The 26,588-nt window shown below is 73.3% G+C and carries 24 protein-coding genes, 1 tRNA gene and 1 pseudogene; 8 read left to right on the top strand and 18 right to left on the bottom strand.

Annotation, left to right across the window (positions count from 1 at the left end; translation table 11 throughout):
* Positions 1-240: 240 nt before the first annotated feature.
* The 10 genes from BDZ31_RS24130 to ligD form a co-directional block, all read right to left on the bottom strand.
* A complete protein-coding gene (locus BDZ31_RS24130) occupies positions 241-765 on the bottom strand; it encodes a hypothetical protein (protein WP_183345993.1) in 525 nt (174 codons plus the stop codon).
* Between the two features lie 462 nt (positions 766-1,227).
* The gene (locus BDZ31_RS24135) at positions 1,228-2,745 is read right to left on the bottom strand and encodes a sensor histidine kinase (RefSeq protein ID WP_183345995.1); all 1,518 of its coding nucleotides are present in this window, start codon (positions 2,743-2,745) and stop codon (positions 1,228-1,230) included.
* Positions 2,742-3,416: a response regulator transcription factor gene (locus BDZ31_RS24140; RefSeq protein ID WP_183345998.1), complete on the bottom strand. Its 675-nt coding sequence runs from the start codon at positions 3,414-3,416 to the stop codon at positions 2,742-2,744. Before BDZ31_RS24140 ends, BDZ31_RS24135 begins: the two co-directional genes overlap by 4 nt.
* Positions 3,417-3,488: 72 nt before the next feature.
* Positions 3,489-4,121: a hypothetical protein gene (locus BDZ31_RS24145; RefSeq protein WP_221243314.1), complete on the bottom strand. Its 633-nt coding sequence runs from the start codon at positions 4,119-4,121 to the stop codon at positions 3,489-3,491.
* A gap of 165 nt (positions 4,122-4,286) precedes the next feature.
* Positions 4,287-5,327, bottom strand: coding sequence for a 2-oxoacid:ferredoxin oxidoreductase subunit beta (locus BDZ31_RS24150; RefSeq protein ID WP_183346002.1), 1,041 nt, complete (start codon positions 5,325-5,327; stop codon positions 4,287-4,289).
* Positions 5,324-7,189, bottom strand: a complete 1,866-nt coding sequence (locus tag BDZ31_RS24155) for a 2-oxoacid:acceptor oxidoreductase subunit alpha (RefSeq protein WP_183346004.1) — start codon at positions 7,187-7,189, stop codon at positions 5,324-5,326. The genes BDZ31_RS24150 and BDZ31_RS24155 overlap by 4 nt, the downstream gene beginning before the upstream one ends.
* A gap of 226 nt (positions 7,190-7,415) precedes the next feature.
* Positions 7,416-7,619, bottom strand: a complete 204-nt coding sequence (locus tag BDZ31_RS24160) for a cold shock domain-containing protein (protein WP_183346007.1) — start codon at positions 7,617-7,619, stop codon at positions 7,416-7,418.
* 253 nt (positions 7,620-7,872) lie between these two features.
* A complete protein-coding gene (locus tag BDZ31_RS24165; protein WP_183346009.1) occupies positions 7,873-9,927 on the bottom strand; it encodes a sensor domain-containing diguanylate cyclase/phosphohydrolase in 2,055 nt (684 codons plus the stop codon).
* Positions 9,928-10,107: 180 nt separating this feature from the next.
* Positions 10,108-10,398, bottom strand: coding sequence for a hypothetical protein (locus BDZ31_RS24170; RefSeq protein ID WP_183346011.1), 291 nt, complete (start codon positions 10,396-10,398; stop codon positions 10,108-10,110).
* Between the two features lie 128 nt (positions 10,399-10,526).
* Positions 10,527-12,908 carry a DNA ligase D gene (gene ligD, locus BDZ31_RS24175; protein WP_183346013.1) on the bottom strand — a complete coding sequence of 794 codons (2,382 nt, stop codon included), beginning with the start codon at positions 12,906-12,908 and terminating at the stop codon, positions 10,527-10,529.
* A gap of 119 nt (positions 12,909-13,027) precedes the next feature.
* Between ligD and BDZ31_RS24180 the strand changes: the two genes are divergently transcribed.
* Positions 13,028-13,618, top strand: coding sequence for a CAP domain-containing protein (locus BDZ31_RS24180; RefSeq protein WP_183346016.1), 591 nt, complete (start codon positions 13,028-13,030; stop codon positions 13,616-13,618).
* A 31-nt stretch (positions 13,619-13,649) separates the two neighbouring features.
* On the top strand, positions 13,650-14,246 hold the full coding sequence (locus tag BDZ31_RS24185; protein WP_183346017.1) for a histidine phosphatase family protein: 597 nt from the start codon (positions 13,650-13,652) through the stop codon (positions 14,244-14,246).
* Here BDZ31_RS24185 and BDZ31_RS24190 read toward each other — a convergent pair.
* On the bottom strand, positions 14,176-15,549 hold the full coding sequence (locus BDZ31_RS24190) for an SAM-dependent methyltransferase (protein ID WP_183346018.1): 1,374 nt from the start codon (positions 15,547-15,549) through the stop codon (positions 14,176-14,178). The genes BDZ31_RS24185 and BDZ31_RS24190 overlap by 71 nt on opposite strands.
* A 162-nt stretch (positions 15,550-15,711) precedes the next feature.
* Between BDZ31_RS24190 and BDZ31_RS24195 the strand changes: the two are divergent.
* Positions 15,712-16,464: pseudogene (locus tag BDZ31_RS24195) on the top strand (crotonase/enoyl-CoA hydratase family protein); the annotation flags it as partial.
* A 167-nt stretch (positions 16,465-16,631) separates the two neighbouring features.
* On the top strand, positions 16,632-17,552 hold the full coding sequence (gluQRS, locus tag BDZ31_RS24200) for a tRNA glutamyl-Q(34) synthetase GluQRS (protein WP_183346019.1): 921 nt from the start codon (positions 16,632-16,634) through the stop codon (positions 17,550-17,552).
* 82 nt (positions 17,553-17,634) lie between these two features.
* Here gluQRS and BDZ31_RS24205 read toward each other — a convergent pair whose 3' ends face one another.
* Together BDZ31_RS24205 and BDZ31_RS24210 are read right to left on the bottom strand one after the other, a co-directional pair.
* Positions 17,635-18,909 (bottom strand): DEAD/DEAH box helicase, encoded by a 1,275-nt coding sequence (locus BDZ31_RS24205; RefSeq protein WP_183346020.1) that lies wholly within the window; start codon positions 18,907-18,909, stop codon positions 17,635-17,637.
* Positions 18,910-19,157: 248 nt separating this feature from the next.
* Positions 19,158-19,742: a hypothetical protein gene (locus BDZ31_RS24210; protein ID WP_183346021.1), complete on the bottom strand. Its 585-nt coding sequence runs from the start codon at positions 19,740-19,742 to the stop codon at positions 19,158-19,160.
* Between the two features lie 139 nt (positions 19,743-19,881).
* Here BDZ31_RS24210 and BDZ31_RS24215 point away from each other — a divergent pair, with 139 nt between their 5' ends.
* A complete protein-coding gene (locus tag BDZ31_RS24215; protein ID WP_183346022.1) occupies positions 19,882-20,502 on the top strand; it encodes a PadR family transcriptional regulator in 621 nt (206 codons plus the stop codon).
* An 88-nt stretch (positions 20,503-20,590) separates the two neighbouring features.
* On the opposite strand, the gene BDZ31_RS24220 is transcribed toward BDZ31_RS24215, so the two are convergent.
* From BDZ31_RS24220 to BDZ31_RS24240, 5 genes are all read right to left on the bottom strand, one after another.
* Entirely contained in the window at positions 20,591-21,850 is a 1,260-nt protein-coding gene (locus BDZ31_RS24220) for a sensor domain-containing phosphodiesterase (RefSeq protein WP_183346024.1), read from the bottom strand.
* A 72-nt stretch (positions 21,851-21,922) separates the two neighbouring features.
* Positions 21,923-22,573, bottom strand: coding sequence for a peptide-methionine (S)-S-oxide reductase MsrA (gene msrA, locus BDZ31_RS24225; RefSeq protein ID WP_183346026.1), 651 nt, complete (start codon positions 22,571-22,573; stop codon positions 21,923-21,925).
* A gap of 63 nt (positions 22,574-22,636) precedes the next feature.
* Positions 22,637-23,458: a metal ABC transporter permease gene (locus tag BDZ31_RS24230; protein WP_183346028.1), complete on the bottom strand. Its 822-nt coding sequence runs from the start codon at positions 23,456-23,458 to the stop codon at positions 22,637-22,639.
* A 15-nt stretch (positions 23,459-23,473) separates the two neighbouring features.
* Positions 23,474-24,250, bottom strand: a complete 777-nt coding sequence (locus BDZ31_RS24235; protein ID WP_183346030.1) for a metal ABC transporter ATP-binding protein — start codon at positions 24,248-24,250, stop codon at positions 23,474-23,476.
* Complete coding sequence (locus BDZ31_RS24240) at positions 24,247-25,200, bottom strand: metal ABC transporter permease (protein ID WP_221243316.1); 954 nt, start codon at positions 25,198-25,200, stop codon at positions 24,247-24,249. The genes BDZ31_RS24235 and BDZ31_RS24240 overlap by 4 nt, the downstream gene beginning before the upstream one ends.
* Positions 25,201-25,250: 50 nt before the next feature.
* On the opposite strand from BDZ31_RS24240, the gene BDZ31_RS24245 reads away from it, so the two are divergent.
* From BDZ31_RS24245 to BDZ31_RS24255, 3 genes are all read left to right on the top strand, one after another.
* A complete protein-coding gene (locus tag BDZ31_RS24245) occupies positions 25,251-25,715 on the top strand; it encodes a Fur family transcriptional regulator (RefSeq protein WP_183346035.1) in 465 nt (154 codons plus the stop codon).
* A 54-nt stretch (positions 25,716-25,769) separates the two neighbouring features.
* Positions 25,770-26,399 carry a DUF4389 domain-containing protein gene (locus BDZ31_RS24250; RefSeq protein ID WP_183346037.1) on the top strand — a complete coding sequence of 210 codons (630 nt, stop codon included), beginning with the start codon at positions 25,770-25,772 and terminating at the stop codon, positions 26,397-26,399.
* Positions 26,400-26,477: transfer RNA gene (locus BDZ31_RS24255), tRNA-His, on the top strand. It abuts the gene before it with no gap.
* The last annotated feature ends 111 nt before the right edge of the window (positions 26,478-26,588 follow it).

Genomic DNA, 26,588 nt, shown 5'->3' on the forward strand with positions numbered 1-26,588 from the left:
TAGCGTGCAACTTCATCCGGGTCCTTCCTTGGAACTGACTGGCTTGAGCACCTGTCAGCCTCCAAGGAGGCCCGGATGAACAACCTCCTCAGGAACTACAGCTAGGCCCCCAAAGGCTCGCCGGCGGCAGCTCGTGGCCGGCCCAGGTCGGTACGGCTTGCGAGATGGCGGCGGCACCGCCGTCGATCGCTGAACACCGTTGCCGCCGGATGCAATCGACTCCACAGTTGATGACCTTTATCATTCAGTAGTGACACCTCTTAGGACGAACGTACCCCCGAGCGCCGGGCGATCTGTGCACAGAAAGCTCCCACTCACCCTGAACACGCCGCTCAACTCGTCGCTGACGATTAGTATCGTATCGCTGCCATCCGATATCCAGATCCCCCCGATCACGCCACCGTATCCGCAATCGCCGATGACCGGAATGCTGTAGATCATATTTATCTGGCTCCCCGAGGAGTCGCCGAGTTCCCAGGTGCCGTCTAGATTGACCTTCTTTAGCCATGGGAAGTCGTTGAAACTCAGCGCACCGGTAGTACAACCACTCGAACCAGATGTAAAGCGGACGCTTGTCACGGATAGGACTGTTCCGTTGAACGTCGCGCTGCAGGTCGCTGTCAATATGCCACCCTGATACTCGAGCGTTCCGTGGACCTGCGCCGTGCCGCCAGGAGCAGGTGAAGTGATGCCTGCCGATGCGACCGAGGTAAACGCGAGAAGCGATACGACCGCGAGCGCGGCCGATAGAACGAGCTGTTTCATTAGTTCTCCTGAACGGCCACCCGAAGCGGGCGGCGGACTGTATGACCAACGACGCCGATCGCTAATCCTCGGCGACCTGCTGGCAGTACGCGACCTTTCATGCCCGCGCACATCGATTGAGCCATGCCCCCATTCATCTGCGCGCTCACACGGAGCTGTGAACGCCCGACTTCCCCCAACGAAGTGGCCACGGAGACCAAGGCCGATGCCACCACGAGACATCACGCTTTGGCGCTCCACAATAGCAGACCAGGCCTTAATATACAACAAACTGGCCTTGCCACACACTGTTTTGGTAGCCCGCTGACGCGCCACCACGATTTTCACCGTCGGCGTCCGGCTCGGGCCGGAGCCGCACCTCCCGAAGTCGGCTCCTCACAACCGGCCGAACGTCACGTCGGCGAGGTGAGAGGCTGCGTTCAAGAAAGGTGGGAGCGTGCGTGCCGCCTGGCTCCCGCCAACCTACGACTTCGCCGCTTGCTCCTTCGCCGCCCGCTTCCCCGCCGCTCTGAACCCCGGGAGCGCGAACGCGACGCGGGCGCCGCCCTCGGGGGAGCTGTCGGCGTAGATGCGGCCGCCGTGGGCTTCGACGATCGCGCGGGCGATGGCGAGGCCGAGGCCGGCGCCGCCGGTGCGGCGGGCACGGGCGGTGTCGGTGCGGTGGAAGCGGTCGAAGACGCGGTCGCGCTGCTCCTCGGGGATGCCGGGGCCGTCGTCTTCCAGTGCGAACTCGAGCCTGCCCTGGCCGAGCGATCTGACCGTCAGGCGGACGAGGCCGCCGGGACCCGTGTGCTCGACCGCGTTGCGCGCGAGGTTGCGGACGACCTGGGCGATGCGATCCTCGTCGGCGAGCAGCCGCCCGGGCGGGACGTCGCTCAGCTCGAAGGTGCGGTCGGCGGTCAGGGTCAGGGCGTCGAACAGCTCGGTCACGAACGGTGCGAGGTCGAGCGGCGCGGGACGGACGAGCTCGCCCTCGTCGGCGCGCGCCAGCAGCAGCAGATCCTCGACCAGCCGCTCCATCCGGACGACCTCGGTGCGGACGACCTCGTCGACGTGGCGGACGTCATCGGGGGTCACGTCGGTCTGGCGGGCGAGCACCTCGAGCTGGCCGCGGATCACCGTCAGCGGGGTGCGCAGCTCGTGCGAGGCGTCGGCGACGAAGCCGCGCTGGCGGGCGAAGGCGTTCTCGAGCCGGTCGAGCATGCGGTCGAAGGCGTCGGCGAGCACGCGCACCTCGTCCTGCGGGCCGGTCGAGCCGATCCGCTGCGAGAGATCGCCGGCGCTTACCCTCGCCGCCGTGCCCGCCATTCTGCGCAGCGGCCGCGACAGCCGGGTCGCGAAGGCGAAGCCGAGCGCGATCGCCGCCAGCAGCGTCACCGTGCCGGCGACGAGGAAGGTCCGGGCGACGCCCGACTGCGCCCGCGCGACCGACGCCGCCGACTCGCCCACGCCGATCTCGGCGACCGCTCTGCCGCCGCGCGTGACCTGCACGAAGTAGAGGCGCAGCGGCTCGTCGTTGACCCGCACCGTCGAGAAGCCGAGGTCGGCGGTGCGCAGCGCGCGCGACTCGTCGCTCTCGCGCCGCGGCCCGGCGACGTCGCGGTCGAGGCGCGGGTCGCCCTCCGCCGTGCTGAGGTCGGGCAGGTTGGAGATGTTGCCGGCGCCTCTGATCCGGACCATGAAGAGGCGGGCGCTGAGCGGGAAGAGCGCGCGCTCGTCGAGATACTCCTCGGCCGCCTCGGCGATCTCTCCCGGCTTCGCTCTCAGCAGCGGCAGTCTCGAGTCGACCAACTGCGCGTCGGTGCGCAGGTCCTCGTCGATCTGGTTGCGGACCTGCGTGCCCGTGCCGCGATAGGTCGCGACGAACGCCGTCCCCAGCGCGGCGACGAGGATCACCGAGATCGCCAGCGCCAGTCGGGCGCGCAGGCCGCGGAGCCAGCGCCAACGAGATCGCTCGCCGCCGGGTCCGCGCAGGCTCATGGTCGCGTCGTGAGCCGGTAGCCGACCGACCGCAGGGTGTCGATCGGCGCCGGTCTGCCGGGCAGCTCGAGCTTGCGCCGCAGATAGCGGATGTAGACCTCGACGACGTTCGTGCCGGGGTCGAAGTCGTAGCCCCAGACGGCGCTGAGGATCTGCTGGCGCGACAGCGCCTGGTCGGGATGGCGCAGGAAGTAGGCGAGCAGGTCGAACTCGCGCGCCGACAGCCGCAGCTCGACCCCGTCCCGTCTGACCGTGCGGGCGAGCAGGTCGAGCTCGATCCCGGCGGCCGACAGCGTCGTCGCGTCGCGCTGGCGCGGTCGCCGCAGATGCGCGCGCACGCGCGCTGCCAGCTCGTCGAACGAGAACGGCTTGGTGACGTAGTCGGTCGCGCCGCCGTCGAGGCCGGCGACGCGGTCGTCAACGGCCGCGCGGGCGCTCAGCATCACGACCGGCAGCTCCGGCTTGACGCGCCGGATCGACGACAGCACCGTGAGGCCGTCACGGCCGGGCAGCATCACATCGAGCACGACCAGGTCGACGTCGTCGTGAAGAGCCCGCTGCTCGCCCTCGATCCCGTCGGCGGCGATCGTGACCGCGTAGCCCTCCGCCTGCAGCCCGCGCTGGACGAAGTCGGCGATCGCGGTCTCGTCCTCGATCACCAGGATGCGCATGGACTCCATCGTACGCCGCCGGGGCAAGCGGACGTCGGCTGCGTCCACCTGCCCCGGCACGCGCCCAGCGTTCTAGATCACATAGACGCCGGTGAGTCTGAGCATGCCGGCAATTGCCATGTCAGGGCAGAACACCGGCGACCCCGCGGTGAGTCTGATTCTCCATAGCGGGGCTTGGTCATCCAACGTGACCAACGTGTCCGACCCGTCGAAATCCCAGGTGCCCGCGAGCGAATCAGCGTACGTGCATGTGCCAAGGATCGGGATGTCCCACACGAGCGCGATGGGCGCCAGCGACCACAGCCCGCTGAGTCCGCCTCTCTCCTCTAGGAACGACAGCGGAGCACCGCCGACCGGAAACTCCATTCTGACGGTGTCTATGCCAGATATGCATCTGGACGAGGCAGATGCGAATCCGATGGTCGTCGACGATGTCACGCTCCCCGAGAGCACGAACTCGCACGAGTTCCGTATGCTGAATCCTTGGACGTCGAGTGTTCCTTCGGCTTGGACTGGGTCGTTCACGGCCGGTGAGATGATCGTCGCCGTGGACGACGCCGCGACGACGAGTGACAGCAACGCTGCGAGCGCAATGCTCGCCAGTGGCTTCATCAGGTGACGTCCTGTCCCGGCGCTCACGCCAGTTCGTGCCGCGGTCACAGGTGACATCGCGGGCGCGCAAAGCCCGTCGAGCCGGTTCTTCATGCCGTTCTCCTTCGATCGTGGAACGGCGGCTCGCAGCGCCGGTCCGTCGATCGCGCCCGCGTCTTCTTCCCCCTTTGCGTCGCTCGTCGCGAGACGCGCGATCGCGAACCCGTGCGGCGGTCAGCCGCCTGGATTGCGGAGCTACGCTACCAGCGAACCTGGCGCCTACGCCACCGTCCAGGTGTCGCCGGCGTGGAGCAGGCCGTCGAGGGCGGTGAGGTCGCCGGCGGCGCGGCCGGGGTTCTCGCTGGCGGCGGCGCCGTGGACGGGGCGCTGCACCTGGCGGAAGATGCCGATCGGGGTCGGCTCGGTCGGGCGGTCGGCGAGGCGGGCGAGCGCGAACGCGAGCGAGGGGTCGTCGCGGTGCTGGTCGTGGACGAGCAGGCGCTGCTCGTTGCCGACGGCGTCGACGAGCTCGAGGCCGCCGTCCTGCGCGCGGGCGACGCCGCGGCGGGCCTCCTCGGGGCCGAAGACGATCGGCTGGCCGTGCTCGAGGCGGATCTGGGCGGCGACCTTCGTGTCCTTCTCGGTCAGGTTGAAGAAGGCGCCGTCGTTGAAGACCGGGCAGTTCTGGTAGATCTCGACCAACGAGGCGCCTCTGTGCTCGGCGGCCTGGCGCAGCACCTCGGTCATGTGCCTTCTGTCGCGGTCGAGCGTGCGCGCCACGAACGTCGCCTCCGCGCCGAGGGCGAGCGCGATCGGGTTGAACGGCTTGTCGAGCGAGCCGAACGGGGTCGACTTCGTGATCTTGCCGCGCTCGGAGGTCGGCGAGGCCTGGCCCTTCGTGAGGCCGTAGATCTGGTTGTTGAACAGCAGGATCTTGACCGGCACGTTGCGGCGCAGCGCGTGGATCAGGTGGTTGCCGCCGATCGACAGCGCGTCGCCGTCACCGGAGACGACCCAGATCGACAGGTCCTCGCGCGTCGTCGCCAGCCCCGTCGCGATCGTCGCGGCACGGCCGTGGATGCTGTGCATCCCGTACGTGTCCATGTAGTACGCGAAGCGGCCGGCGCAGCCGATGCCGGTCACGAAGACCGTCTTCTCCGTCGGGACGCCGAGGTCGGGCATCAGCGTCTGGACGGCGTTGAGGATCGCGTAGTCGCCGCAGCCCGGGCACCAGCGCGTCTCCTGATCGGACTGGAAGTCGGCCTTCGTCAATCTGTGGTCGGCACCGTTCCCGTTGCTGAGGGGCAGCGTCGCGCTCATGCCGTGACCTCCGTCGGAGCCTCGATCAGCTCCACGATCGCTTCCTCCAGCTCGGCCGCGTACAGCGGCTGGCCGGTCACCTTGTTGTAGGGCGTGCAGTCGACGAGGAACTCGGCCCGCAGCAGCTTCACCAGCTGGCCGGTGTTCATCTCCGGCACCAGCACCTTGTCGTAGGCGCGCAGCACCTCGCCGATGTTCGACGGCAGCGGGCTGATGTGGCGCACATGCGCCTGCGCGACTCTCAGCCCGCGGTCGCGCACCCGTCGCACGCCGGCGCGGATCGAACCGTACGTCGACCCCCAGCCGATCACCAGCACGTCGGCGTCGCCGTCGGGATCGTCGACCGCCAGCGGCGGCAACTCGTCGGCGATCTTCGCGACCTTCTCGGCGCGCAGCCGCGTCATCGTCTGGTGATTGGCCGGGTCGTAGGAGATGTTCCCCGTCCCGTCCTGCTTCTCGATCCCGCCGATGCGGTGCTCGAGGCCGGGCGTGCCGGGCGGCGCCCACGGCCGCACCCCGCGCTCGTCACGGGCGTACGGCAGGAATCTCTCCTCCGCGCCGATCTCCTTCGCGAAGGCCGGATCGATCTCGGGCAGCTCCGACAGCTCCGGGATCCGCCACGGCTCCGACGAGTTCGCCAGGAAGCCGTCGGTCAGCAGGATCACCGGCGTCCGCCGCTCGATCGCGATCTGGACCGCCTCGAACGCCGAGCGGAAGCAGTCGCCCGGCGTCTGCGCCGCGACGATCGGCAGCGGCGCGTCGCCGTGTCGGCCGTACATCGCCATCAGCAGATCCGACTGCTCGGTCTTCGTCGGCAGGCCCGTCGACGGGCCCGCGCGCTGGACGTCGACGATCACCATCGGCAGCTCGAGCATCAGCGCCAGCCCGATCGTCTCCGCCTTCAGGTCCATGCCCGGACCGGAGGTCGAGGTGATGCCGAGGTGGCCGCCGAAGGCCGCGCCGAGCGCGACGCCGGCGGCGGCGATCTCGTCCTCGGCCTGGACCGTCCGCACCCCGAGTCTCTCGTGCTTGGAGAGCTCGTGCAGCAGCTCGGAGGCCGGCGTGATCGGGTAGGAGGCGAGCAGCAGCGGCAGCCCGGAGCGGACGCTGCCGGCGAGCAGGCCCAGCGCCGTCGCCGTCGTGCCGTTGACCTGGCGGTAGGTGCCGGGCTCGACGTCGGTCGCGGGCAGGATCTTGTACTGGACGTCGAGCAGCTCGGTCGTCTCGCCGAAGCTCCAGCCGGCGCGGAAGGCCGCGAGGTTGGCCGCCTTCGCCGCCGGCTTGCTCGCGAACTTGCCCTCGATCCAGCGCTCGGTGACATCCGTCGGGCGGTCGTACAGCCACGACAACAGCCCCAGCGCGAACAGGTTCTTCGCACGGCCGGCGTCACGCGTGCCGACGCCCTCCAGTCCCTCCGAGGCGCGCGCCGTCAGCGTCGTCATCGGCACGCGATGGACCGTGAACTCCGCGAGCGTGTCGTCCTCGAGCGGGCTGACCGGGTAGCCGGCCTTCTCCAGGTTGCGTCTCGTGAACGCGTCCTCGTTGACGATGATCGTCGCGCCGCGCGGCAGCGCCGGCAGGTTGGCCTTCAACGCCGCCGGATTCATCGCGACCAGCACGTTCGGCGCATCGCCCGGCGTGAGGATGTCGCGCGAGGCGAAGTGGATCTGGAAGGCCGAGACGCCCGGGATCGTGCCCGCGGGGGCGCGGATCTCCGCCGGGAAATCGGGCAGCGTCGCGAGGTCGTTGCCGAGCACCGCCGTCGCGTCCGTGAAACGACCGCCGGCCAGCTGCATGCCGTCGCCGGAGTCGCCCGCGAAACGCACGACGACCCGCTCACGCTCCTCAACCGTCTTGTTCACCGCGCCAGATTCCCCAAAGTTCGATCAGGATTTACCCCATTGTACGCATCGACCCCGTCCGAGCGCGTTGCGCCGACGGGACGAGCGACCGTGGATCGGGGCCCGAAGCTGCACGGCTGAGGGTAGCGGGCCGCTCCGCGACGGCGACCCAGCGGCCCCCAGAAACACGAAAGGCCCCCGTCGGAAACGGAGGCCCTTCAGTGCGAAATGTCGCGGGTGCGACGCCTCAGATGGCGGAGACGTTGACGGCCTTCGGCCCCTTGTCGCCCTGCTCCTCGTCGTAGGTGACCTTGGCGCCCTCGGCCAGGGAGCGGTACCCATCGGCGTTGATGCCGGTGTGATGGACGAAGAGATCCCTGCTGCCCTCGTCAGGGGTGATGAAGCCGAAGCCCTTCTCGTCGCTGAACCACTTCACGGTTCCGGTCGGCACGTATGCCCTCCACTGCCTTCGTGCTGCTCGCGCGGAGGATGCTGTCCAGCAACGAACCCGCGTGCGTCGCACTGCTTTGGCGCCGGCGCGTTCGGCCGGCCTTACGGCGCAGAACGTAGCAGGGCGCACACGCCATTGCCACCCTTAACTGCACAACCGCAACATGTGCCGTCAAACGGTCCGAATCATCGGTGTTTGCTGGTACTTCACGTGTCGGCCGCGACGCGGTTTCCGCAGGGCCTGCGCGACGCGGTCAGGCGCCGAGCGAGATCGCGGAGGTGGCCGTCCAGGCCGGCGCCATCTCGCCGGCCGCGAGCACCCGCTCCAGCGCTGCGACCGCCTCCGGCGCGAACTGGCTCCCGGCGCCGGCGCGGCACTCGGCGAGCGCCTGCTCGGTGCCCAGCGGCCGGCGGCCGCCGCGCGGGCAGGTCATCGCGTCCCACGCGTCGGCGACCGCCAGCAGGCGGGCGCCGAGCGGGATCGCCTCGGCGGCCAGCCCGTCGGGATAGCCGAGGCCGTCGGGGCGCTCGTGGTGGCTGCGGATCCACGCGACCTGCTCGGGCGTCAGCACGTCCCCGGCGATGTCGGCGCCGAGGCGCGCGTGCTCGCGCAGCTGCGACGCCTCCGCGGGCGTCAGCGTCGCCTTGCCGAGCAGATGCTCGGGGACGCCGATCTTGCCGACGTCGTGGACGAGCGCCGCCTCGCGCAGCAGCGCCAGCCGCTGCGCCGGCCAGCCGGCGGCGCGCGCCAGCCGCACCGCCAGCTCCGCGACCCGCTCCGAATGCCCCTCGCTCTGGCCCTCGCGCGCGTCGACCGCGCGCGCCAGCGCCCCGATGCCGAGCAGCGCCTGGCGGCGCGTCACGCGGTCGGCGCGCTCCTCGGAGCCGAGCTGGTCGCGCAGCTCCGGCACGTACTGGGCGACGACGTTGCGTCCCTGCGCCTTGGCCCAGTAGAGCGCGTCGTCGGCGGTCCGCATCAGGCCGTCGGCGTCGCCGCCGAGCGCGAGGTCGCTGACGCCGACGGAGATCGTGATCGAGCCGCTCGGCCCGATCGGCTCGTTGGCGATCAGCTGGCGGATCCGCTCGGCCGCGGCGTAGGTGTCGCCGGCGTCGGCCTCCGGCAGCAGCAGCGCCAGCTCGTCGCCGCCGAGCCGCGCGAGCAGCTCGCCGGCGCGGATCGTGCTCGCCGCCCGCCGCGCGACGGTCGTCAGCGCGTCGTCGCCGGCCTGGTGGCCGTGGGCGTCGTTGACGAACTTGAAGCCGTCGAGGTCGATCAGCGCCAGGCCGAGGTTGCGGCCGTGGCGCCGCGCCCGCTCGCATTCGCCGGCGAGCCGCTCCTGGAAGGCGCGCTGGTTGGCGAGGCCGGTCAGCGGATCGGTCGTCGCGAGCGCGGCGAGCTGGTCGCGCGCCTCGGCGTTGACGAGCGCGGCGGTCACCAGCTCGGCGAAGTCGGCCAGCCGCTGCTCGGCCTCCGGCGGGAAGGCCGCGCCGCCCGACAGCGCCGTGACGAAGCCCCACACCCGACCGCCCTGGTGGACCGGCGCGCCGACGCGATGGCGGAACGGCCGATGGCCCGGGCCGCCGCTGGCGCGGGCCGGCTTGCCGCGCCGCAGCGCGGCCGCGATCCCGCCATCCTCCAAGCCGAGCATGCCATCGAGCGGCAGCCCGTCGATCCCGGGCGCGCTCCACGTGCCGACGACGCGCGCGGTGCGGTCGTCCTCGTAACGGACGACGGCGCCGGCCTCGGCGCCGTAGGCGTAGGCGACCCCGCCGGCGACCAGCTCGTGGACGGCCGCCGGATCGGCGCCGCGCGCGACCGCCATCGCGACGTGCCGCAGCGCCCGCCGCTCGCGGACGTCGGCGGCGCGCAGGTGCTCATGGGCGGCGACCGCGGCGAGATCGGCGAGCTGGTCGCGTTCCTCGTCGCTCCACGCGCGCGCCCGCACGTCGAGGACGCAGATCGCCCCGCGCGCCGCGCCGGTGCGGTCGCGCAGCGCGACCGCCATGCAGGAGACCGCGCCGAGCGCGGCGATCACCGAGCCCTCGCGCAGGCGGGGCGTGGCGCGCAGGTCGGCGACGACGAGCGGACCGTCGCCGACCAGCGCGGCGGCGCCGGGAAGCGCGTCGTCGAGCGCGGCGCCCGGCTGCCAGGTCGGCGGGAGGCCGGTCGCGGCGGCGAGCAGATGGCCGTCGCCGCCGGCGCCGTCGCGCACCGCGACGAGCGCCACGGGCACGGCGAGCGCGCGGGCGGCGACGCGCGTCAGGCGCTCGAGCGTGTCGCGTTCCTCTTCGTCGGCAGGCGGTCCCATCTGCCGACATCCTCGTCACTCCCCGCTCGGTTCCCGACTGAACCTGGACGAACGTTCAGGAAACCGCGCCGACGCTGACCATTCCTCTGCGAAAGTCGTGCATTCAGGCGCCGAGACGGTCAGCAGGCGGTCATCTGCCGACCGCGCGCGGCGCTTCCCGCCGAGGAGTCGGGCGGACGCTCAGTCGCCGAGCCGCGACATCCGCGCGAGCGCCTCATGGCACTCGACGACGCGCTTGCGGACCGGGTCCTCGTCGGACCGGTCGTGCACGAGATCCCAGGTGCGATCCGCGATCTCGCGGGCGTTCTCGGGCGTCGCGCTCTCCCACAGTCTCTCGACGAGCAGCAGCTCGAACGCCTCGATCTGCTGCTCGGGCTGGCCGGGGGGAAGTCTCGGCAGCGGGCTGCCGGAGACCTCGCGCCACATTCCGGTGGCGACGAGCAGGCGGTTGCGGAGCTTGACTGGATCCATGGGGTGCGGAGGGCGCGAGAGCGCGAACGACCGCATCCTAAGCAAACGCGCGCGACAGCGACGTGCGGGTCGCGACCGGCCCGAACCGTGGCGCGGGGGCGCGCGCCGCCGACGCGGGCGCCGCCCGCTCACAGCTCCGGCAGCGCCTGGGCGGTCCCGAGCATCGGCGCGAACAGGTCGCCCTGCTCGGCGACGCGCGCCAGCACCTCCCCGGGCGTGAAGCGCAGGCGGTCGGTCGTGCCCGAGGCGTGGGCCTCGCGCAGCTCCTCCCACGCCAGCGGCGTCGAGACGTGCGGCTGCTCGCGCGCCCGCACCGAGTAGACGGAGACGGTCGTCTTCTTCTCGTCGTTCTGGCTCCAGTCGACCAGCACCTTGCCGCCGCGCAGCGACCTCGTCATCCGCGAGACGACGAGGTCGGGCAGCCGCTGCTCCAGCAGCTGGGCGATCCGCCGCGCGAACGGCTTCGTGCGCTCGTAGGTCGCCGCCCGCTCGCCGAGCGGGACGTAGACCTGCATCCCCTTGCCGCCGGAGGTCTTCACGACCGAGCGCAGGCCGAGCTGCTCGAACAGGCCGTGGAGCAGCAGCGCGACCTCGGCGCACTCCTCCAGGCCGGCCGGCGGGCCCGGGTCGAGGTCGAAGACGACGGCCGTCGGGTGGGCCATGTCGCGCGCCAGCGACAGCGACGGGTGCAGCTCGATCGCGGCGAGGTTGGCGAGCCAGGCGAGCGTCGCGGTCTCCTGCACGAGCGTGTAGTCGATCCGTCTGCGCTCGTCGCTGCTGTAGATCGAGGCGGTCTCGACCCAGTCGGGCCGGTGCGACGGGGAGTTCTTCTCGTAGAACGTTCTCCCCTCGACCCCGTCCGGCCAGCGCCGCAGCGTCACCGGGCGGTCGCGCAGGTGCGGCAGCAGCGTCGGCGCGATCGCGACGCTGTACTCGACCAGGTCGCCCTTCGTGAAGCCGCTCTGCGGGAAGAGGACCTTGTCCCAGTTGCTGAAGCGCAGGCCGCGCAGGTCGGCGCGCTCGCGCACCACCTCCTGCGGCGGCTTGTCGTCGCGCAGTCCCTTGAAGACCGGCTGGCGCAGGATCCCCTCGCGCGTCCGCTCGCTGTACTCGACGTCGGCGACGAGCAGCGGCTCGACCCAGTGGGCGCCGCGCGGGATCGGCGATCTGCCGCCGGCGCGGTCGGCCGGGGGCGCGAACGGCGATCTCGCCCGTTCGATCTCGCCGACGCGCGCGATCAGGTCGTCGAGCTGGGCGTCGGAGAGGCCGCTGCCGACGCGGCCGGCGTAGCGCAGCGGCGCGCCCGCCTCCTCGCGGTCGCCGACCAGCAGCGCGCCGATCCGGCCGGAGCGCCCTCTCTCCCCCTCCAGCCAGCCGCCGACGACCAGCTCCTGGCGCAGGCGGTTGCGCAGCTTGCGCCAGGCGCCGGTGCGGCGGCCTGGCTCGTAGCGGCTGTCGAGCCGCTTGGCGACGATCCCCTCCAGCCCGTGCTCGCGCGTCGCCGCAAGCAGCGCCGCGCCGTTGCCCCGATGGAACGACGGCACGCGCCACGCCGGCCCGTCGAGCTCGAGCTCGGCCAGCAGCGCGCGGCGCTCCTCGTACGGAGCGTCGAGCAGCGAGCGGCCGTCGCGATGAAGCAGGTCGAAGACGACGTAGGTGACCGGCGCACCTCTGGCGGCCCGTCGGATCGCCGCCTCGCTGCCGGCGTTCATGCGGCTCTGCAGCCGCTCGAAGCTCGGCTTGCCCTGCTCGTCGAGCGCGACGATCTCGCCGTCGAGGACGACCTCGAGCGCCTGCGCGGCGGCGAGCGCGCGGCCGATCGGGCGGATCTCCGGGTAGCGGTCGCCGATCTCGCGCTGGGTGCGGCTGCGGATCGTGACGTGGCCGTGGTCGGACCACAGCAGCGCGCGGATGCCGTCCCACTTGACCTCGTAGCCCCAGCGCGCGTCCTCGGCCTGCGACGGCAGCTCGCCGGCCTTCGCGAGCATCGGCAGCAGCTGCTCGGGCAGCGGCTCCCGCGCCGGGTCGGCCGGCGGCTCCATGCGGTGGATCATCCACTCGTCGCCGGCGCCGCGGCGGCCGATCGGGAAGAGGCCGTAGCGCCCCTGCGCGCGGCCGTCCTCGCCGTGCAGCGTGACCTCGACCTTTCTGTCGTTGAGCTCGTGCAGCTCGTAGGAGCCGCGGTCCCAGATCTCCATCGTCCCGGCGCCGTACTCGCCTCTCGGTATCTCGCCGTGGAAGTCGAGGTACTCGAGCGGATGGTCCTCGGTGCGGACGGCGATGCGGTCGTCGTGGGGGTCGCGCGGCAGGCCGCGGGGCAGCGCCCACGAGGCGAGCGTGCCGTCGTGCTCCAGCCGCAGGTCCCAGTGGAGGCGAGTCGCGTCGTGCTGCTGGACGACGAAGCGGGCGCCGGCATCGGCGGCGGACCCGGCGGCGCCCGCGGGCTCGCGCGTGCGCGTGAAGTCGCGTTTGCCGCGGTAGTCGTCGAGGCGGTCGCGGGCGGTCGGCATCGCCGGGACGGTACCCGTCGGAGCGGGTCGAACATACGTCCACAGAACGACTGAGACATCCGTCCACGCGGGGGCGTGCGGACGCCGGACGGCGCCGGCCTTCGGCCGAGAGGGTGAGCATGCGCCATCGTCTCCTCACCAGCCTCGCCACGCTCGTCGCGCTCGCCGGCGTGCTCGCGCTGCCCGCGACCTCGAACGCCGCGCCGAGCAAGTCGAGACCCGGCGCGTGCTCGGCCGCGGCGGCCCGCGTCGCCGTCAGCGCGGAGACGATCAGCACCGCGACCTCGGCGACGCTCTGCCTGCTCAACCGCGAGCGCAGCCGCCGCGGGCTGCGGCCGCTGAAGCTCGACCGCCACCTCTCCGCGGTGGCGCGCGCCCACTCCAGAGACATGGTCCGGCGCGGCTACTTCGAGCACAACTCGCCCAACGGCCGCACGCCGTTCGACCGCATCCTCGCGACCCGCTACGTCCCGCGCGGCGCGTCGTGGGCGCTGGGGGAGAACATCGGCTGGGGCACCGACGAGCTGGCGCAGCCGGCCTCGCTCGTGAACGCGTGGATGAAGAGCCCGGGCCACCGGCGCAACATCCTCGACAAGCGCTTCCGCGAGATCGGGATCGGGATCGTCACCGGCGTGCCGACCCGCGATCCGGGCCTCCGCGGCCAGGCCGGCGCCACCTACACGACCGACTTCGGGAGCACCGCGAAGTAGGCGGCCGGCGGCGCGGGTATCGTCGCCGGCGATGGCCAAGCCGCTGAACGAGCTGTGGCTGGTCCGCCACGGCGAGACCGCCTGGACGGTGTCGCGCCAGCACACCGGCGAGACCGACATCCCGCTGACCGAGAACGGCGAGCGAGACGCCGCGGGACTCGCGCCGCGGCTCGCGCGGGAGCGGTTCGCGCTGGTGCTCGCCAGCCCGCTCGCGCGCGCCCGCCGCACCGCCGAGCTGGCCGGCTTCGGCCCCGACCGCGTCGAGCTCGAGCCCGACCTGCGCGAGCTCGACTACGGCGACTACGAGGGCCTGACGACCGTGCAGATCCGCGAGCGGCGGCCGGGCTGGGACCTGTGGCGCGACGGCTGCCCGGGCGGCGAGTCGATCGCCGACGTCGCCGCCCGCGCGGCCAGGGTCGTCGCACGGGCGCGCGCGGCCGACGGCCCGGTGCTGCTGTTCGCCCACGGCCACCTGCTGCGGACGCTCGCCGCCGTCGCGCTCGAGCTCGACCCGAACGCCGGCCGGCACCTCGTGCTCGACCCCGGCACGATCTCGATCATCGGCCACGAGCACGAGTGGCCGGCCCTGAAGCGCTGGAACGACGCCAGCGAGGGTCCGGGAGACTGACCGGCACCGGCGCGGCGCCGCGCGCGGGCTGCGGCGGGGCAGCGGGCGCCGGGGGCGCCGCGGGCGCCGGCGGCGCGGGCGGGCGCGGCTCGGCGCGGAAGGCCGGCTTGGCGAGCAGGAGCTGGACGTCCTGGATGCGGCGCTCGGCGAAGCCTGCCTCGCAGTAGGCGAGGTAGAGCTCCCACAGGCGCCGGAAGCGCTCGTCGTAGCCGTGCTCGCGCAGCTCCTCCCAGTTGGCGAGGAAGCGCTCGCGCCACGCCCGCAGCGTCGGGACGTAATGGGCGGTGATGTCCTCCAGGCGGACGGTCCGCAGGTCGCCGGCGCGGCCGAGCGAGCGCTCGATCGCCGCCAGCGACGGCAGCGTCCCGCCCGGGAAGACGAAGGCGTTGATGAAGCCGACCGAGGCGCGCTCGACGCGGTAGCTGCGGTCCGAGGTCGTGATCGCCTGCAGCAGCATCGCGCCGTCGGGCTTCAGGCGATCGGAGCAGACGGCGAAGTAGGCGTCGAGGTGCTCCCAGCCGACCGCCTCGATCATCTCGACCGAGACGAGCTTGTCGTAGGTCCCGTCGAGGTCGCGGTAGTCGCGCATCAGCAGCGTCACGCGGTCGTCGACGCCGGCCGCCCGGATCGCGGCGCGCGCGTGGTCGTGCTGCGCGCGGGAGATCGTGGTTGTCGTGACACGGCAGCCGAAGCGGCTCGCGGCGTGGATCGCGAAGCCGCCCCAGCCGCTGCCGATCTCCAGCACGTGGTCGGAGGACCGCAGGTCGAGCGTGCGGCAGATCCGCTCCAGCTTCGCGACCGACGCCTCGCGCAAGGTCGCGCCGGGACGCTCGAACAACGCGCAGGAGTAGCTCATCGTCTCGTCGAGGAAGCGCGAGAACAGCTCGTCGCCGAGGTCGTAGTGGGCGGCGATGCGGGTGCGGGCGCGCTCGCGCGTGTTCGCCCGCAGCCGCCACGCACCCCGCCGCAGCGGACCGAGCAGCGGCTCCAGCCGCGCCTTCGCGCGATCGCCGGCCGTCATCGCGCGCGCCGCGATCCGCACCAGCGACACCAGCTCGCCGCAGCTCCACAGCCCGTCCATGTACGCCCGGCCGAAGCCGGTTCCGCCGTGGAGCGCCAGCTGCCGGTAAAGCGCCGGCGAGCGGACGACGACGCGGGCGCGCAGCGGCTCGTACGGCGGCGGCGCCTGCGTGCCGAACGCGAGTACGCGGCCGCCGAGCTCCTCCAGCTCGATCACCCCGCCGCGCACCCGCCGCAGCAGCGCGTGGATCCCCGCGCGCGCCGCGCGCTCGGCGGCGGTCATGCGGGACGCTCCGACGCCGTGGTTCGACGGGAGACGATCACGTCGTCGGTCTTCCCCGCGCCGATGCGCGATACGCATCGCGCTGGGGGCGCGGCGCAGCAGGCGCCGGCGCGGCGGCTGCGCCCGGCGGACGCGGGGGCGCGGCGCGGTAGCCTGCCGCTCATGCCCGTCACCGTCGAGCGAGATGGCCCCGTCACCACGGTGATCCTCCACGAGCCGGCCGTCCGCAACGCCGTCGACCGCGCGACCGCCGAGGCGCTCGCCGACGCCTTCCGCGCCTTCGACGCCGACGACGACGCGTCGGTCGCGGTGCTGTGGGGCGCCGGCGGGACCTTCTGCGCGGGGGCGAACCTGAAGGCGGTCGCCGAGGGCGAGGGCAACCGCGTCGCGCCCGACGGCGACGGGCCGATGGGGCCCTCGCGGATGCTCCTCTCCAAGCCGGTGATCGCCGCGATCTCCGGCCATGCGGTCGCCGGCGGGCTGGAGCTGGCGCTGTGGTGCGACCTGCGCGTCGTCGAGGAGGACGCGGTGATGGGCGTCTTCTGCCGCCGCTGGGGCGTGCCGCTGATCGACGGCGGGACGGTGCGGCTGCCGCGGATCGTCGGCCTCGGTCGCGCGCTCGACCTGATCCTGACCGGGCGGCCGGTGAGCGCGAAGGAGGCGCTCGCGATCGGGCTCGCGACGCTCGTGGTGCCGGCCGGTGAGTCGCGCACCGCCGCCGAGGCGCTCGCGCGCGAGCTGGCGAGATTCCCTCAGCTCTGCATGCGCCACGACCGCCTGTCGGCATACGAGCAGCACGACCTGCCGCTGGAGGAGGCGCTCGCCAACGAGCTGCGCCACGGGCTCGTCGCGCTCGAGCACGAGGCGCTGGCCGGGGCGGCGAGGTTCGCCGGCGGCGCCGGACGGCACGGGGCGGCGGTCGGCGGCGCGGGGCCGGCGGACGCGGGCGGCGGCGCCGACGGCGCGGCGGCGAGCGGCGCCTCTGACGCGGGCGGCGGTGCGCACGGCGCGGCGGCGAGCGGCGCCGCTGACGCGAGCGGCGGTGCTCCGGCGGGTGGCGGCCCGGCGCGCGAGGACGCGTCGTGAGCGGCCGCGACGGCCGCTTCGCGCCCAGCCCCAGCGGCCCGCTCCATCTCGGCAACCTGCGCACCGCGCTGCTGGCGTGGCTGTTCGCGCGCAAGGCGGAGGCGCGCTTCCTCCTGCGCGTCGAGGACCTCGACCCCGGCCGCTCCCGGCGCGAGCACGAGGAGCGGCAGCTGCACGACCTCGCCGCGATCGGGCTCGACTGGGACGGGCCGGTCGAGCGGCAGTCGGAGCGCCGCGACCGCCACCGCGAGGCGCTCGCGCAGCTGGAGGCGGAGGGTCGCGTCTACCCCTGCTGGTGCACGCGCGCGGAGATCAGAGAGGCCGCCTCGGCGGCGCACGGGCCGCTCCCGGAGGGCGCCTACCCGGGCACCTGCCGGCGGCTGACCGCGGCGCAGCGAGCCGAGCGCGAGGCGTCGGGGCGGCCGCCGGCGCTGCGGCTCGACGCCGGCGCCGAGCGGATCGCCTTCGAGGACCGGCTCCACGGCCAGGTCGAGGCGGTCGTCGACGACCTCGTGCTGTGGCGCAACGACGGCACCCCGGCGTACAACCTCGCGGTCGTCGTCGACGACGGCGACCAGGGGATCGGCGAGGTCGTCCGCGGCGACGACCTGCTCGACACAACGCCGCGCCAGCTGCTGCTGCAGCGGCTGCTCGGCCTCCCCCACCCCTCCTACGCGCACGTGCCGCTCGTGCTCGGCCCCGACGGCAGACGGCTCGCCAAGCGCCACGGCGCCGTCACGCTCGCCGACCTGCAGGAGCAGCGCGGCTGGGAGCCGGCCGACGCGCGCGCCTGGATCGCGCGCAGCCTCGGGCTCGCGCGGGACGACGAGCCGGCCGAGGCGCTCACCCCGGCCCTGCTCGAAGCGCGCTTCTCGGTCCGCGGCCTGCCGCGCGAGCCGACCGTCTTCAGCGGCTGAGCGGCACGATGACGTGCGAGAAGCGGTCGCTCAGCGACCAGTTCTCGCACCTCATGCGGATGTGGGCACGCGGGATGTGGGATCAGCGGCCGCGGGAAGGGCGCCCGCCGCCGGTCTGCGTGCCGTTGCCGCCCTGGCCGCCTCTGGCGCCGCGGCCGCGCCGGCCGCGGCTGCGGCGGCGTCTGCCGCCCTGGCCGGCGCCGGGCTGTCCGCCGCCCTGGCGCTGCTGACGCGGCGGGGCGACGTCGACGGCGAAGCCGGTCTCGGCGAACTCGCGCTGGAGGCCGAGCTCGACGGCGATCTTGCCCATGTCTCTCGCCTGGTCCTCCATCACGAAGGTGACCCCGACGCCGGTCGCGCCGGCGCGGCCGGTGCGGCCGATGCGGTGGACATACCCCTCGCGGTCGGCGGGGGCGTCGAAGTTGATGACGTGGCTGACGCCGTCGACGTCGATGCCGCGGGCGGCGACGTCGGTCGCGACCAGCACGTCGACCTCGCCGCGCTCGAAGCGGGCGAGCGCGCGCTCGCGCTGGCCCTGCGTCTTGTCGCCGTGCATCGCGACCGCCTCGAGCGATCTGCCTCTCAGCCGCTTGACGAGCCGGTCGGCGCCGCGCTTGGTGCGGACGAAGACGAGCGTCAGGCCGCGCTCGGTGTGGCGCAGCTCGTGGACGAGGTGGTCGAGCTTGTGCTCGTGCAGGACCTGCACGAAGCGGTGGTCGATCGCGCCGACTCTCTCGGGCTCGCGCGCCAGCTCGTGGCGGCGGGCCTCGTAGGTGTACTCGTTGGCGATCCGGTCGACCTCGCCCTGCAGCGTCGCCGAGAAGAGCATCGTCTGGCGGTCGGGGTTGGTCGCGTGCACGATCCGGTCGACGGCCGGGCGGAAGCCCATGTCGAGCATGCGGTCGGCCTCGTCGAGCACGAGCAGCTTCACGTTCGCGAGCGTGAACGCCCTGCGCGCGAGCAGGTCCTCGAGACGGCCGGGGGTGGCGACGAGGATGTGGGATCTGGCGGCGTTGCGGGCCTGTCTCTCCAGGCCGACGCCGCCGTAGACGGCGGTGATCGAGAGGGCGCGCGCGTGGGCCAGCTCGCGGATCTCGTCGACGATCTGGGTCGCCAGCTCGCGCGTTGGGGCGAGCACGAGCGCCGAAGGCCGCTTGTCGGTCGCCTCGATGCAGTCGACGAGCGGGACGCCGAACGCCAGCGTCTTGCCGCTGCCGGTCGGCGACTGGATCAGGACGTCATGGCCGTCGAGCACGTCGGGGACGACGAGCTGCTGGATCGGGAAGGCGGCGTCGATGCCGCGTCTGGACAGCGCGTTGACGACGGCAGCCGAGCTGCCGAGCTCTGCAAAGGACATGCTGTGGGTGCTCCTTCTCGCGCGCTGCCCGCTCCCATCTCTGAGCGGGTCGCGCAGCGTTCGATTCGGGAGATTCCTTGACCCGAATCGCGCGCGGGGCGCACCTCGAAGACCAGAACCTCACGAGCGGCACGGCGCCGCTCATGCCGATGACGGTAGCAGCGGAGGCGGCCGCCGCGCCGCGCCACCGGCGCCTCGGCGCGGCGGCCGGCGTGCGCGGCTCGCGGGCGCCGCCCGCCGGAGGGCCGTCAGTTGTTGGCGGAGAACGTGACCCGTCTGCCGCCGTCGGCGATGCACGTGATCGACGTCGCGTCGCCTGCTCTGCTGCCGCTGCAGGCGTAGCCGCCGGCGACGACGTCGGCCTCCGGGCCGGACTCGCCGACGGCGCCGAGCCACTCGTTGGCGACGCTCGTCGCCTCGCCGCAGCCGGCGCCGCTCGCCTGCACGCCGCTGATGAAGCCGTTGGCGACGTCGCCGCAGGCGGTCGGCCCGGTCGCGCCGCCGGTCTGCTGCGGAGAGGTCGCTCTTCTCGGCGTCGTCGCGCCGCCGGTCTGCGGCGGCTGCGCGGGCGTCGTCTGCGGCGGCGTCTGCTGCGTGGCCGTCGTCTGCGGCGGCTCCACCGGGGTCGTCTGCGGCGTCGTCTGGACCGGCGTCGTCGGCGTCGTCTGCGGCGTCGTCGGCACCGTGATCTCCGGCGCTCTGCGCTGCTGGGCTTGGGTCGGCACGGTCGCGTCCGCCTGCTCGGCGTCGTCCGATCCTCCGCAGCCGGCGACGCCGACGGCGAGGGCGAGCAGGACGGGAACGGCGAAGCGGGGAAACTCGAGTCGTGGCATCGGGGCACTGTAGCGAGCGCCGCAGCCGGCACCGTCGGCCCGCCTGGGCGCCCCGCGGAGCGCTGGCCTGCCGCCTGCCCTTCGAGTACGCTCGCGTCTTCCAAGTCAGGGGAGTGGAACTGAAGGTTCGGGGAACACGATGTCGGTGAAGCACGCGGTCCTCGGACTGCTGATGCAGCGACGGGGCTACGGCTACGACCTCGTGCAGCGGTTCGAGGAGCAGGTCGGCCCGGCGTGGCAGCTCAACGCGGGCGCCGTCTACGTCGCGCTCGACAAGCTGGAGCAGGACGGGCTGGTGCGGCCCGTCGCGAGCGGCGAGGGCGCGCCGCTGATGCGCAGGCGGACCGTGCGCGGCGCGCCGCGGGTCGTCTACGAGCCGACGGAGACCGGCGTCGCGCGCTTCGAGGAGTGGATGGCGGCCGACAGCGCGATGGCGCCGCTGCGCGAGGAGCTGCACCTCAAGCTCGTGCTGTCGCGGCCGAGCGACCTGCCGCGGCTGATCGAGCTGACGCACGAGCAGGAGCGGATCTGCCTCGCGCGGCTGGAGGATCACGTCAGCAGCAGCCCGTACGGCGAGCTGCTCGCCGCCTCGCCGTCGTGGCCGGCGGTGGCGAGCGCGATGGTGCGCGACGCGGAGATCGCGCACCTGCAGGCGACGGTCGAGTGGCTGCGGCGGATCCGCGAGGCGATGCGCGCGGCGCTCGCGCGGCCGGCGCTGGAGCCGGCGTTGGAGGAGCCGGCGCTCGACGCGCCGGCCTGAGGTCGGGCCGGTGCGGGCGGCGGGCGTGCGGGCGGGCGCGGCCGCCGCGCGGGACAGCAGCGGCGCGTGAGCGGACCGCGCGCGCCGCTCAGCCGAGCCGGGCCGCGAGCGAGCGGGCCGCCGCGACGACGAGCGCGCGGTCGTGCGTGAGGACGAAGCGGTAGCGGCGGTCGCGCGGGGCGGCGTCGCCGCCGAGGTCGCGGCCGGCGAGCGCGCCGGCGAAGTGGGGCGCGAGCACGACCACGCACCACTCGTCGCGCAGCGGGTCGCCGGCGGGCAGGTCGGCGCCGACGACGCCGATCGCCGGCTGGGCGCCGATGCCCGCGCCGAGCACGGCGACGAGCGTCGTCTCCCCCGCGAGCGCGCGGTAGCGGGCGCGGGCGCGGCCGTCGAAGCGACCGGCCGACTGGAAGGAGGCGAGCACGATCGTGCCGGCGCCGACGCCGCGGGCGGCCCGCTCGAGGTGGCGGCTCATCGCGCGCAGCATCCCGGCCGGCGCCTCGCGCGGCTCGCGTGCGGCGCTCAGCAGCTGGAAGGGCGTCGCCGCCGGATCGGTGCGCTGATCGCGGTGCTGGGCGATCGCCGAGGCCGGTGCGGGCGTCGCCGCCTCGCCGGGCAGCGCGCCGGGTCGGCCCCACAGCCAGCCCTGGCCGAGCGTCGCGCCGACGCCGCGGGCCTCCTCCAGCTGCTCCTCGGTCTCGATCCCCTCGGCGACGAGCGCCGCCCCGGTCCGCTCCTGCTCGGCCCAGACGGCGGTCGCGACGTCGGCGAGCGCCGGCGCCGCGGAGCCGGCGAGGCGGGCGGCGCGCAGGTCGAGCTTGATCGCGTCGGGCGCGACGAGCGGCAGCAGCGCGAGCGACTCGCGGTCGGCGCCGACGTCGTCGAGCACGACCGTCCAGCCGCGGTCGCGGCAGGCGTCGGCGGCGCGCACCAGCTCGCGCGGCCGCGCGCGCAGGGCGGTCGACGGCAGCTCGACGGCGACCGACAGCGACTCCTCGGCGCGCCGCCAGAGGTCCGGCGCGCGCCCGTCTCCGGCCGGGCTGCGGTGGACCGACTCGGGGTCGACGTTGACGAAGAGGGTCGTCGAGCGGTCGAGGCCGGCGTCGAGCGCGCCGGAGACGGCGGCCAGCCGGCACTCCCAGTCGACCTGCGCCAGCAGGCCGGCGCGGCGGGCGGCCGACAGCAGCGCGTCGGGCCGCTCGAGCTCGCCGCCCTGCGGCCCGCGCGCGAGCGCCTCGTAGCCGACGACGCCGCCGCTCTCCAGCTCGATGACCGGCTGGTAGACGGCGCTGACCAGCCCGGTCGCCAGCCCGTCCGCTCTCCCCTGCTTGGTCCCTGATGCGCTCATGTGCGAGCGCTATCGGCCGCGCGGGGCGCCGACCTTAGCCCGGAAAGCGGGCCGTCAGGAGAACGGAGCCGTTCAGCTGGCGACGACGCCGACCGGGCAGCTGACGCCGGTCCCGCCGAGGCCGCAGTAGCCGTTCGGGTTCTTCGCGAGGTACTGCTGGTGATAGTCCTCGGCGTAGTAGAACGCTCTCTCGGGCTCGATCTCGGTGGTGATCTCGCCGTAGCCGGCCTGCTTCAGCTTCGCCTGGAAGGCGTCGCGCGAGGCGCGTGCCTGCTCCCGCTGGGACTCGGAGGTCGTGTAGATCGCCGAGCGGTACTGGGTGCCGACGTCGTTGCCCTGACGCATGCCCTGGGTCGGGTCGTGGCCTTCCCAGAACAGCTTCAGCAGCTCCTCGTAGGAGGTTCTCGCCGGGTCGTAGACGACCAGCACGACCTCGGTGTGGCCGGTCTGCGCGGAGCAGACCTCCTCGTAGGTCGGATTCGGCGTGTAGCCGCCGGCGTAGCCGACCGCCGTCGTATGGACGCCCGGCGCCTGCCAGAAGATCCGCTCGGCGCCCCAGAAGCAGCCGAGACCGAAGATCGCGCGCTCGTACCCGGCGGGGAACGGCGGCGTGAGCGGGGTGCCGAGGACCTCGTGGCGCTCGGGCACCGGGATCGCCTGCTCGCGCCCCGCCAGCGCGCGCTCGGCGTCCACCATTTCGGTCTTGCGCGTCAGGAATCGCATGCATTCAATGTAGCCGTACGGCGGAGCGCTTCGGCGTCCGGGCGGGCCGTTCGGCGCGGCCGCTCAGGCGCGCGCCGCGGCGGCGAGCGAGCCGACCCGCGCGAGCAGGTACGCGGCGACCATCAGGCCGGCGACCGAGGCGCCGGCGGCGACCTTCGCGTAGTAGGAGAGGTAGAGCCCGGCGAGGCCGGCGACGACGGCGATCGCGACCGCCGCGACCATCATCGGGAGCATCCGCCTGCAGAGCAGCCGCGCGGCCGCGGCCGGCGCGACGAGCACGGCGACGACGAGCAGGTTGCCCAGCCCCTGGACGGCGACGAGCACCGCGATCGCGAGCAGGACCAGCAGCGCGGCGTCTGCGAGCAGCGGCGAGGCGCCGACCGAGCCGGCGCTGACGCGGTCGAAGCCGACGGCCAGCAGCCGCCAGTGCAGCAGCCACAGCGCGACGAGCACGACCGCCGCGAGCGCCGCGCCGAGCAGCAGGTCGCCGGACGTCGTGCCAAGGATGTCGCCGAACAGCAGGCCCTGGATGCCGGGCGGCACGTCGGGCGAGAGCGCCAGCAGCACGCCGAGGCCGAAGAGGGTCGTGACGACGACCGCGACGCCGTTGTCGCGGCCGATGCCGGGGATTCGCGCCGCGAGCGCGACGGCGAGCGCCGCGACGACGATGCCGGCGGCGCCGCCGAGCATGAGCGGGATCCCGGCCAGGGCGGCGACGACGAGGCCGGGGAACATCCCGTGCGCGAGCGACTCGGCGCCGTAGGAGAGCTCCGAGAGCACGATCCAGCAGCCGAGCGCGCCGCCGACCGCGCCAAGGATCACGATCTCCAGCAGCGCGCGCTGCATGATCCCCTGCGAGAACGGCTCGGTCAGGACGTCGAGCATCGGCGCAGCGGCGTGTCAGTGCTCGTGGTCGTGGTGGTGGGGCGGCAGCAGCGCCAGCCGCTCGCCCTCGCCGGCGACCGCCGGCAGGGTCACGATCGAGCCGCCGTAGGTGGCGGCGAGCACGTCGAGGCTGAGCGTCTCGGCGGGCGGGCCGAACGCGACCTGGCGGCGGTTGAGGCAGAGGACGCGGTCCCACGCCCGCGCCTGCTCGACGTCGTGGGTGGCGATCAGCACGCCGCGGCCCTCGCCGGCGAGCTCGTCGAGCAGGTCCTCGAGCCGTCTGATGCTGACGGCGTCGAGGCCGGTGAACGGCTCGTCGAGCAGGACGATGCGGGCGTCCTGGACGAGCGCCCGGGCGACGAGGACGCGCTGGCGCTGGCCGCCCGACAGCTCACCGAAGGAGCGGTCGGCCAGCTCCGCGAGGCCGACCCGGGCGAGCGCCTCGCGCGCCGCCCTGCGCTCGGCTCGGCCGGGGTGCTTCCACCACGGGCGCCCGGCGATCGCGCCCATCAGGGCGACGTCGAGCGCGCTGACGGGGAAGTCGAGCCGCGAGCGCTCGGTCTGCGGGACGGTGCCGCAGCGGGCGGCGAGGTCGAGCGCGCCCCCGAGCGGCTTCAGCTCGCCGAGCAGGGCGCGGAAGAGCGTCGTCTTGCCGCCGCCGTTGGGGCCGAGCACGCCGATCCGCTCGCCCGCGCGCAGGTCGAAGGAGACGTCCGAGAGGACCGGGGCGGCGCCGTAGCCGACGGCGAGCGCGTCGGTCCGTACGAGGGGGGCGGAAGCGAGTCCGCTCATCGAGCACCCTCCCCGCCGCGAGAACGAGCCTCCGGCGAGTTCTCGAACGCAACCCGAGGCCGCAGGCCGAGCGGTTGCGCGACTCCGCGCGTGCGCGTGTACATGGTTGCGGCGCTGCGGGCGAGCGCGACGAGCGCGAAGATCCCGCCGGCGATCACCGCGATCGTCGCGCCGGGCGGCGCGTTGGTCTCGAACGAGAGCCACAGCCCGGCCGTGCCCTCGGCGGCGGCGAGCACGATCGTGCCCAGCTGCCACGGGAGCATGCGGCGGGTCGCCATCCGGACGGTCGCGGCCGGCACGACCAGCAGCGCCGTCGCCAGCAGCGCGCCGACGGCCGAGAGGGTCGCGACGGCGGCGAGCGCGATCAGCACGAGGAGCACGAGGTCGGCGGCCGGCGAGCGGACGCCGAGGCCGCGGGCGGCGGAGGGGTCGAAGCCGACGGCGAGCCAGCGCTGCCCGAGCGTCCACGTGGCGAGCAGGGCGAGCGCGGCGACGACGATCGCGAGGCGGATGTCGGCGTCGTCGACGGCGAGCAGGCTGCCGAACAGCAGCGTCTCGACGTTCGCGCCGGAGTGGAAGACGTCGGAGGCGAGCACGACGCCGATCGCCAGCGCGGCGACGAGCACGAGCGCGGTGAGGCTGTCGTGGCCGCCGCGTCCGCGCGCGGCGAGCTGGCCGACGGTGAGCGCGAACAGGAGCGCGACGCCGAAGGCGCCGAGCGTCGCCGAGAAGCCCAGCCCGTCGGCGAGCACGAGGCCGGGGAAGGCGGCCGCCGCGACGCCGTGCGAGTAGAAGGCGAGTCCGCGGACGACGATCCAGGTGCCGAGCGTGCCGGCGGCGAGCGACAAAAGGAGCACCTCGACGAGGGCCCGCTGCACGAAGGGATAGTCGAACGCCTCGAACACGCGATCGTCGAGTCTAGATGAGAACGAGTCTGATTTGTATTCCACGCGCGCCAGTCTGGTCCCCGCCGCGCGGGTCCTCGCTACGATCGATCTCGATGGGTCATTCGCACAGCCACGCGCCGTCGCCCGTCGACTGGCAGCAGCACACGCTCGACACGCTGAGCGCCGCCGGCCACCGCAAGGGCGGCGCCCGCAACGCGGTTGTCGAGCTGCTCGCCGCCCAGGACTGCGCGCTGTCGGCGCAGGAGATCGACGACAAGCTGCGCGCGAGCGGCCGCGCCGTCGGCCGCGCGAGCGTCTACCGCATCCTCGAGCTGCTGACCGAGCTGAGACTGGTCCAGCGGATCGACGTCGGCCAGGGGATCGCCCGCTACGAGCGCCAGGAGCCCGACGGCGACCACCACCATCACCTCGTCTGCGACAACTGCGGCACGATCGAGCCGTTCGAGGACCCGTCGCTGGAGCAGGCGATCGAGCAGGTCTCCAGACGGCTGAAGTTCGCCGTCGACGAGCACGACGTCGTGCTGCACGGCGCGTGCAGCGACTGCCGCGACGAGTAGCAGGCCGGCGGCGGTCCGGTTGACCGCTCCGCATGGCCGGCGTACGGTCGCAGAATGGCGATCTCCTCATATCCGGTGCAGTTTGCGGTCGATTACCCGGAGCGCAAGCTCAACCGGCTCACGACGTTCTTCCGCCCGCTCGTCGCGATCCCGATCGCGATCGTCCTCGGCGCCGTCAACGGCGGCACGGTCCAGCTCGGCGCCGAACAGCGCGGCGCGACATTCGTCGCGGCGGGCGGCCTGCTGTTCTTCGGCCCGCTGCTGATGATCGTCTTCCGCCAGAAGTACCCGCGCTGGTGGATCGACTGGAACCGCGAGCTGCTGCGCTTCACCAATCGCGTCGGCATCTTCCTCGCCCTGCTCGACGACCGCTACCCCTCGACCGACGAGCGCCAGGCGGTGGCGCTCGACCTGCCCGAACCCGACGCCAGAGCCGACCTCAACCGCTGGCTGCCGCTGGTGAAGTGGCTGCTCGCCCTCCCCCACTACATCGTGCTCGCCTTCCTCTGGCTCGCCGCGATCGTCGCCGTCCTGATCGCCTGGTTCGCGATCCTCTTCACCGGCCGCTACCCGCGCCCGCTGTTCGACTTCGTCGTCGGCGTCGCCCGCTGGCACAACCGCGTGGTCGCCTACGCCTGGCTGCTGCTGACCGACGCGTATCCGCCGTTTCGGCTGGGGGCGTGAGGGGTGGTGCGGTCCGCCGGTCTGACCGCCTGGTTGTGGTCCAGGCGGTCGCGGGTTCAAGTCCCGTCGCTCACCCTACGTAGAAGCCCCGCGGTTGAGGGTGTCGCACAAACCCCGGCCTGTGGCCGGGGTTTGTGCTGTCCGGGGGCTTTAAGACGATGCCGTGGTCGGCGTCGTCGGGGAGGTGCT

It is taken from the genome of Conexibacter arvalis (assembly GCF_014199525.1).
Lineage (GTDB): Bacteria > Actinomycetota > Thermoleophilia > Solirubrobacterales > Solirubrobacteraceae > Conexibacter > Conexibacter arvalis.

Bases quoted from the DNA above. Each gene is read 5' to 3' on its own strand.
- BDZ31_RS24215 (WP_183346022.1), top strand. From the start codon at position 19,882: ATGTCGGTGAAGCACGCGGTCCTCGGACTGCTGATGCAGCGACGGGGC.
- msrA (WP_183346026.1), bottom strand. From the start codon at position 22,573: ATGCGATTCCTGACGCGCAAGACCGAAATGGTGGACGCCGAGCGCGCG.
- BDZ31_RS24150 (WP_183346002.1), bottom strand. From the start codon at position 5,327: ATGAGCGCGACGCTGCCCCTCAGCAACGGGAACGGTGCCGACCACAGA.
- BDZ31_RS24245 (WP_183346035.1), top strand. From the start codon at position 25,251: ATGGGTCATTCGCACAGCCACGCGCCGTCGCCCGTCGACTGGCAGCAG.
- BDZ31_RS24170 (WP_183346011.1), bottom strand. From the start codon at position 10,398: ATGGATCCAGTCAAGCTCCGCAACCGCCTGCTCGTCGCCACCGGAATG.
- BDZ31_RS24165 (WP_183346009.1), bottom strand. From the start codon at position 9,927: ATGGGACCGCCTGCCGACGAAGAGGAACGCGACACGCTCGAGCGCCTG.
- BDZ31_RS24205 (WP_183346020.1), bottom strand. From the start codon at position 18,909: ATGTCCTTTGCAGAGCTCGGCAGCTCGGCTGCCGTCGTCAACGCGCTG.
- BDZ31_RS24235 (WP_183346030.1), bottom strand. From the start codon at position 24,250: ATGAGCGGACTCGCTTCCGCCCCCCTCGTACGGACCGACGCGCTCGCC.
- BDZ31_RS24130 (WP_183345993.1), bottom strand. From the start codon at position 765: ATGAAACAGCTCGTTCTATCGGCCGCGCTCGCGGTCGTATCGCTTCTC.
- BDZ31_RS24135 (WP_183345995.1), bottom strand. From the start codon at position 2,745: ATGAGCCTGCGCGGACCCGGCGGCGAGCGATCTCGTTGGCGCTGGCTC.
- BDZ31_RS24190 (WP_183346018.1), bottom strand. From the start codon at position 15,549: ATGACCGCCGCCGAGCGCGCGGCGCGCGCGGGGATCCACGCGCTGCTG.
- BDZ31_RS24250 (WP_183346037.1), top strand. From the start codon at position 25,770: ATGGCGATCTCCTCATATCCGGTGCAGTTTGCGGTCGATTACCCGGAG.
- BDZ31_RS24230 (WP_183346028.1), bottom strand. From the start codon at position 23,458: ATGCTCGACGTCCTGACCGAGCCGTTCTCGCAGGGGATCATGCAGCGC.
- BDZ31_RS24210 (WP_183346021.1), bottom strand. From the start codon at position 19,742: ATGCCACGACTCGAGTTTCCCCGCTTCGCCGTTCCCGTCCTGCTCGCC.
- BDZ31_RS24185 (WP_183346017.1), top strand. From the start codon at position 13,650: ATGGCCAAGCCGCTGAACGAGCTGTGGCTGGTCCGCCACGGCGAGACC.
- ligD (WP_183346013.1), bottom strand. From the start codon at position 12,908: ATGCCGACCGCCCGCGACCGCCTCGACGACTACCGCGGCAAACGCGAC.
- BDZ31_RS24140 (WP_183345998.1), bottom strand. From the start codon at position 3,416: ATGCGCATCCTGGTGATCGAGGACGAGACCGCGATCGCCGACTTCGTC.
- BDZ31_RS24220 (WP_183346024.1), bottom strand. From the start codon at position 21,850: ATGAGCGCATCAGGGACCAAGCAGGGGAGAGCGGACGGGCTGGCGACC.
- BDZ31_RS24180 (WP_183346016.1), top strand. From the start codon at position 13,028: ATGCGCCATCGTCTCCTCACCAGCCTCGCCACGCTCGTCGCGCTCGCC.
- BDZ31_RS24145 (WP_221243314.1), bottom strand. From the start codon at position 4,121: ATGAAGAACCGGCTCGACGGGCTTTGCGCGCCCGCGATGTCACCTGTG.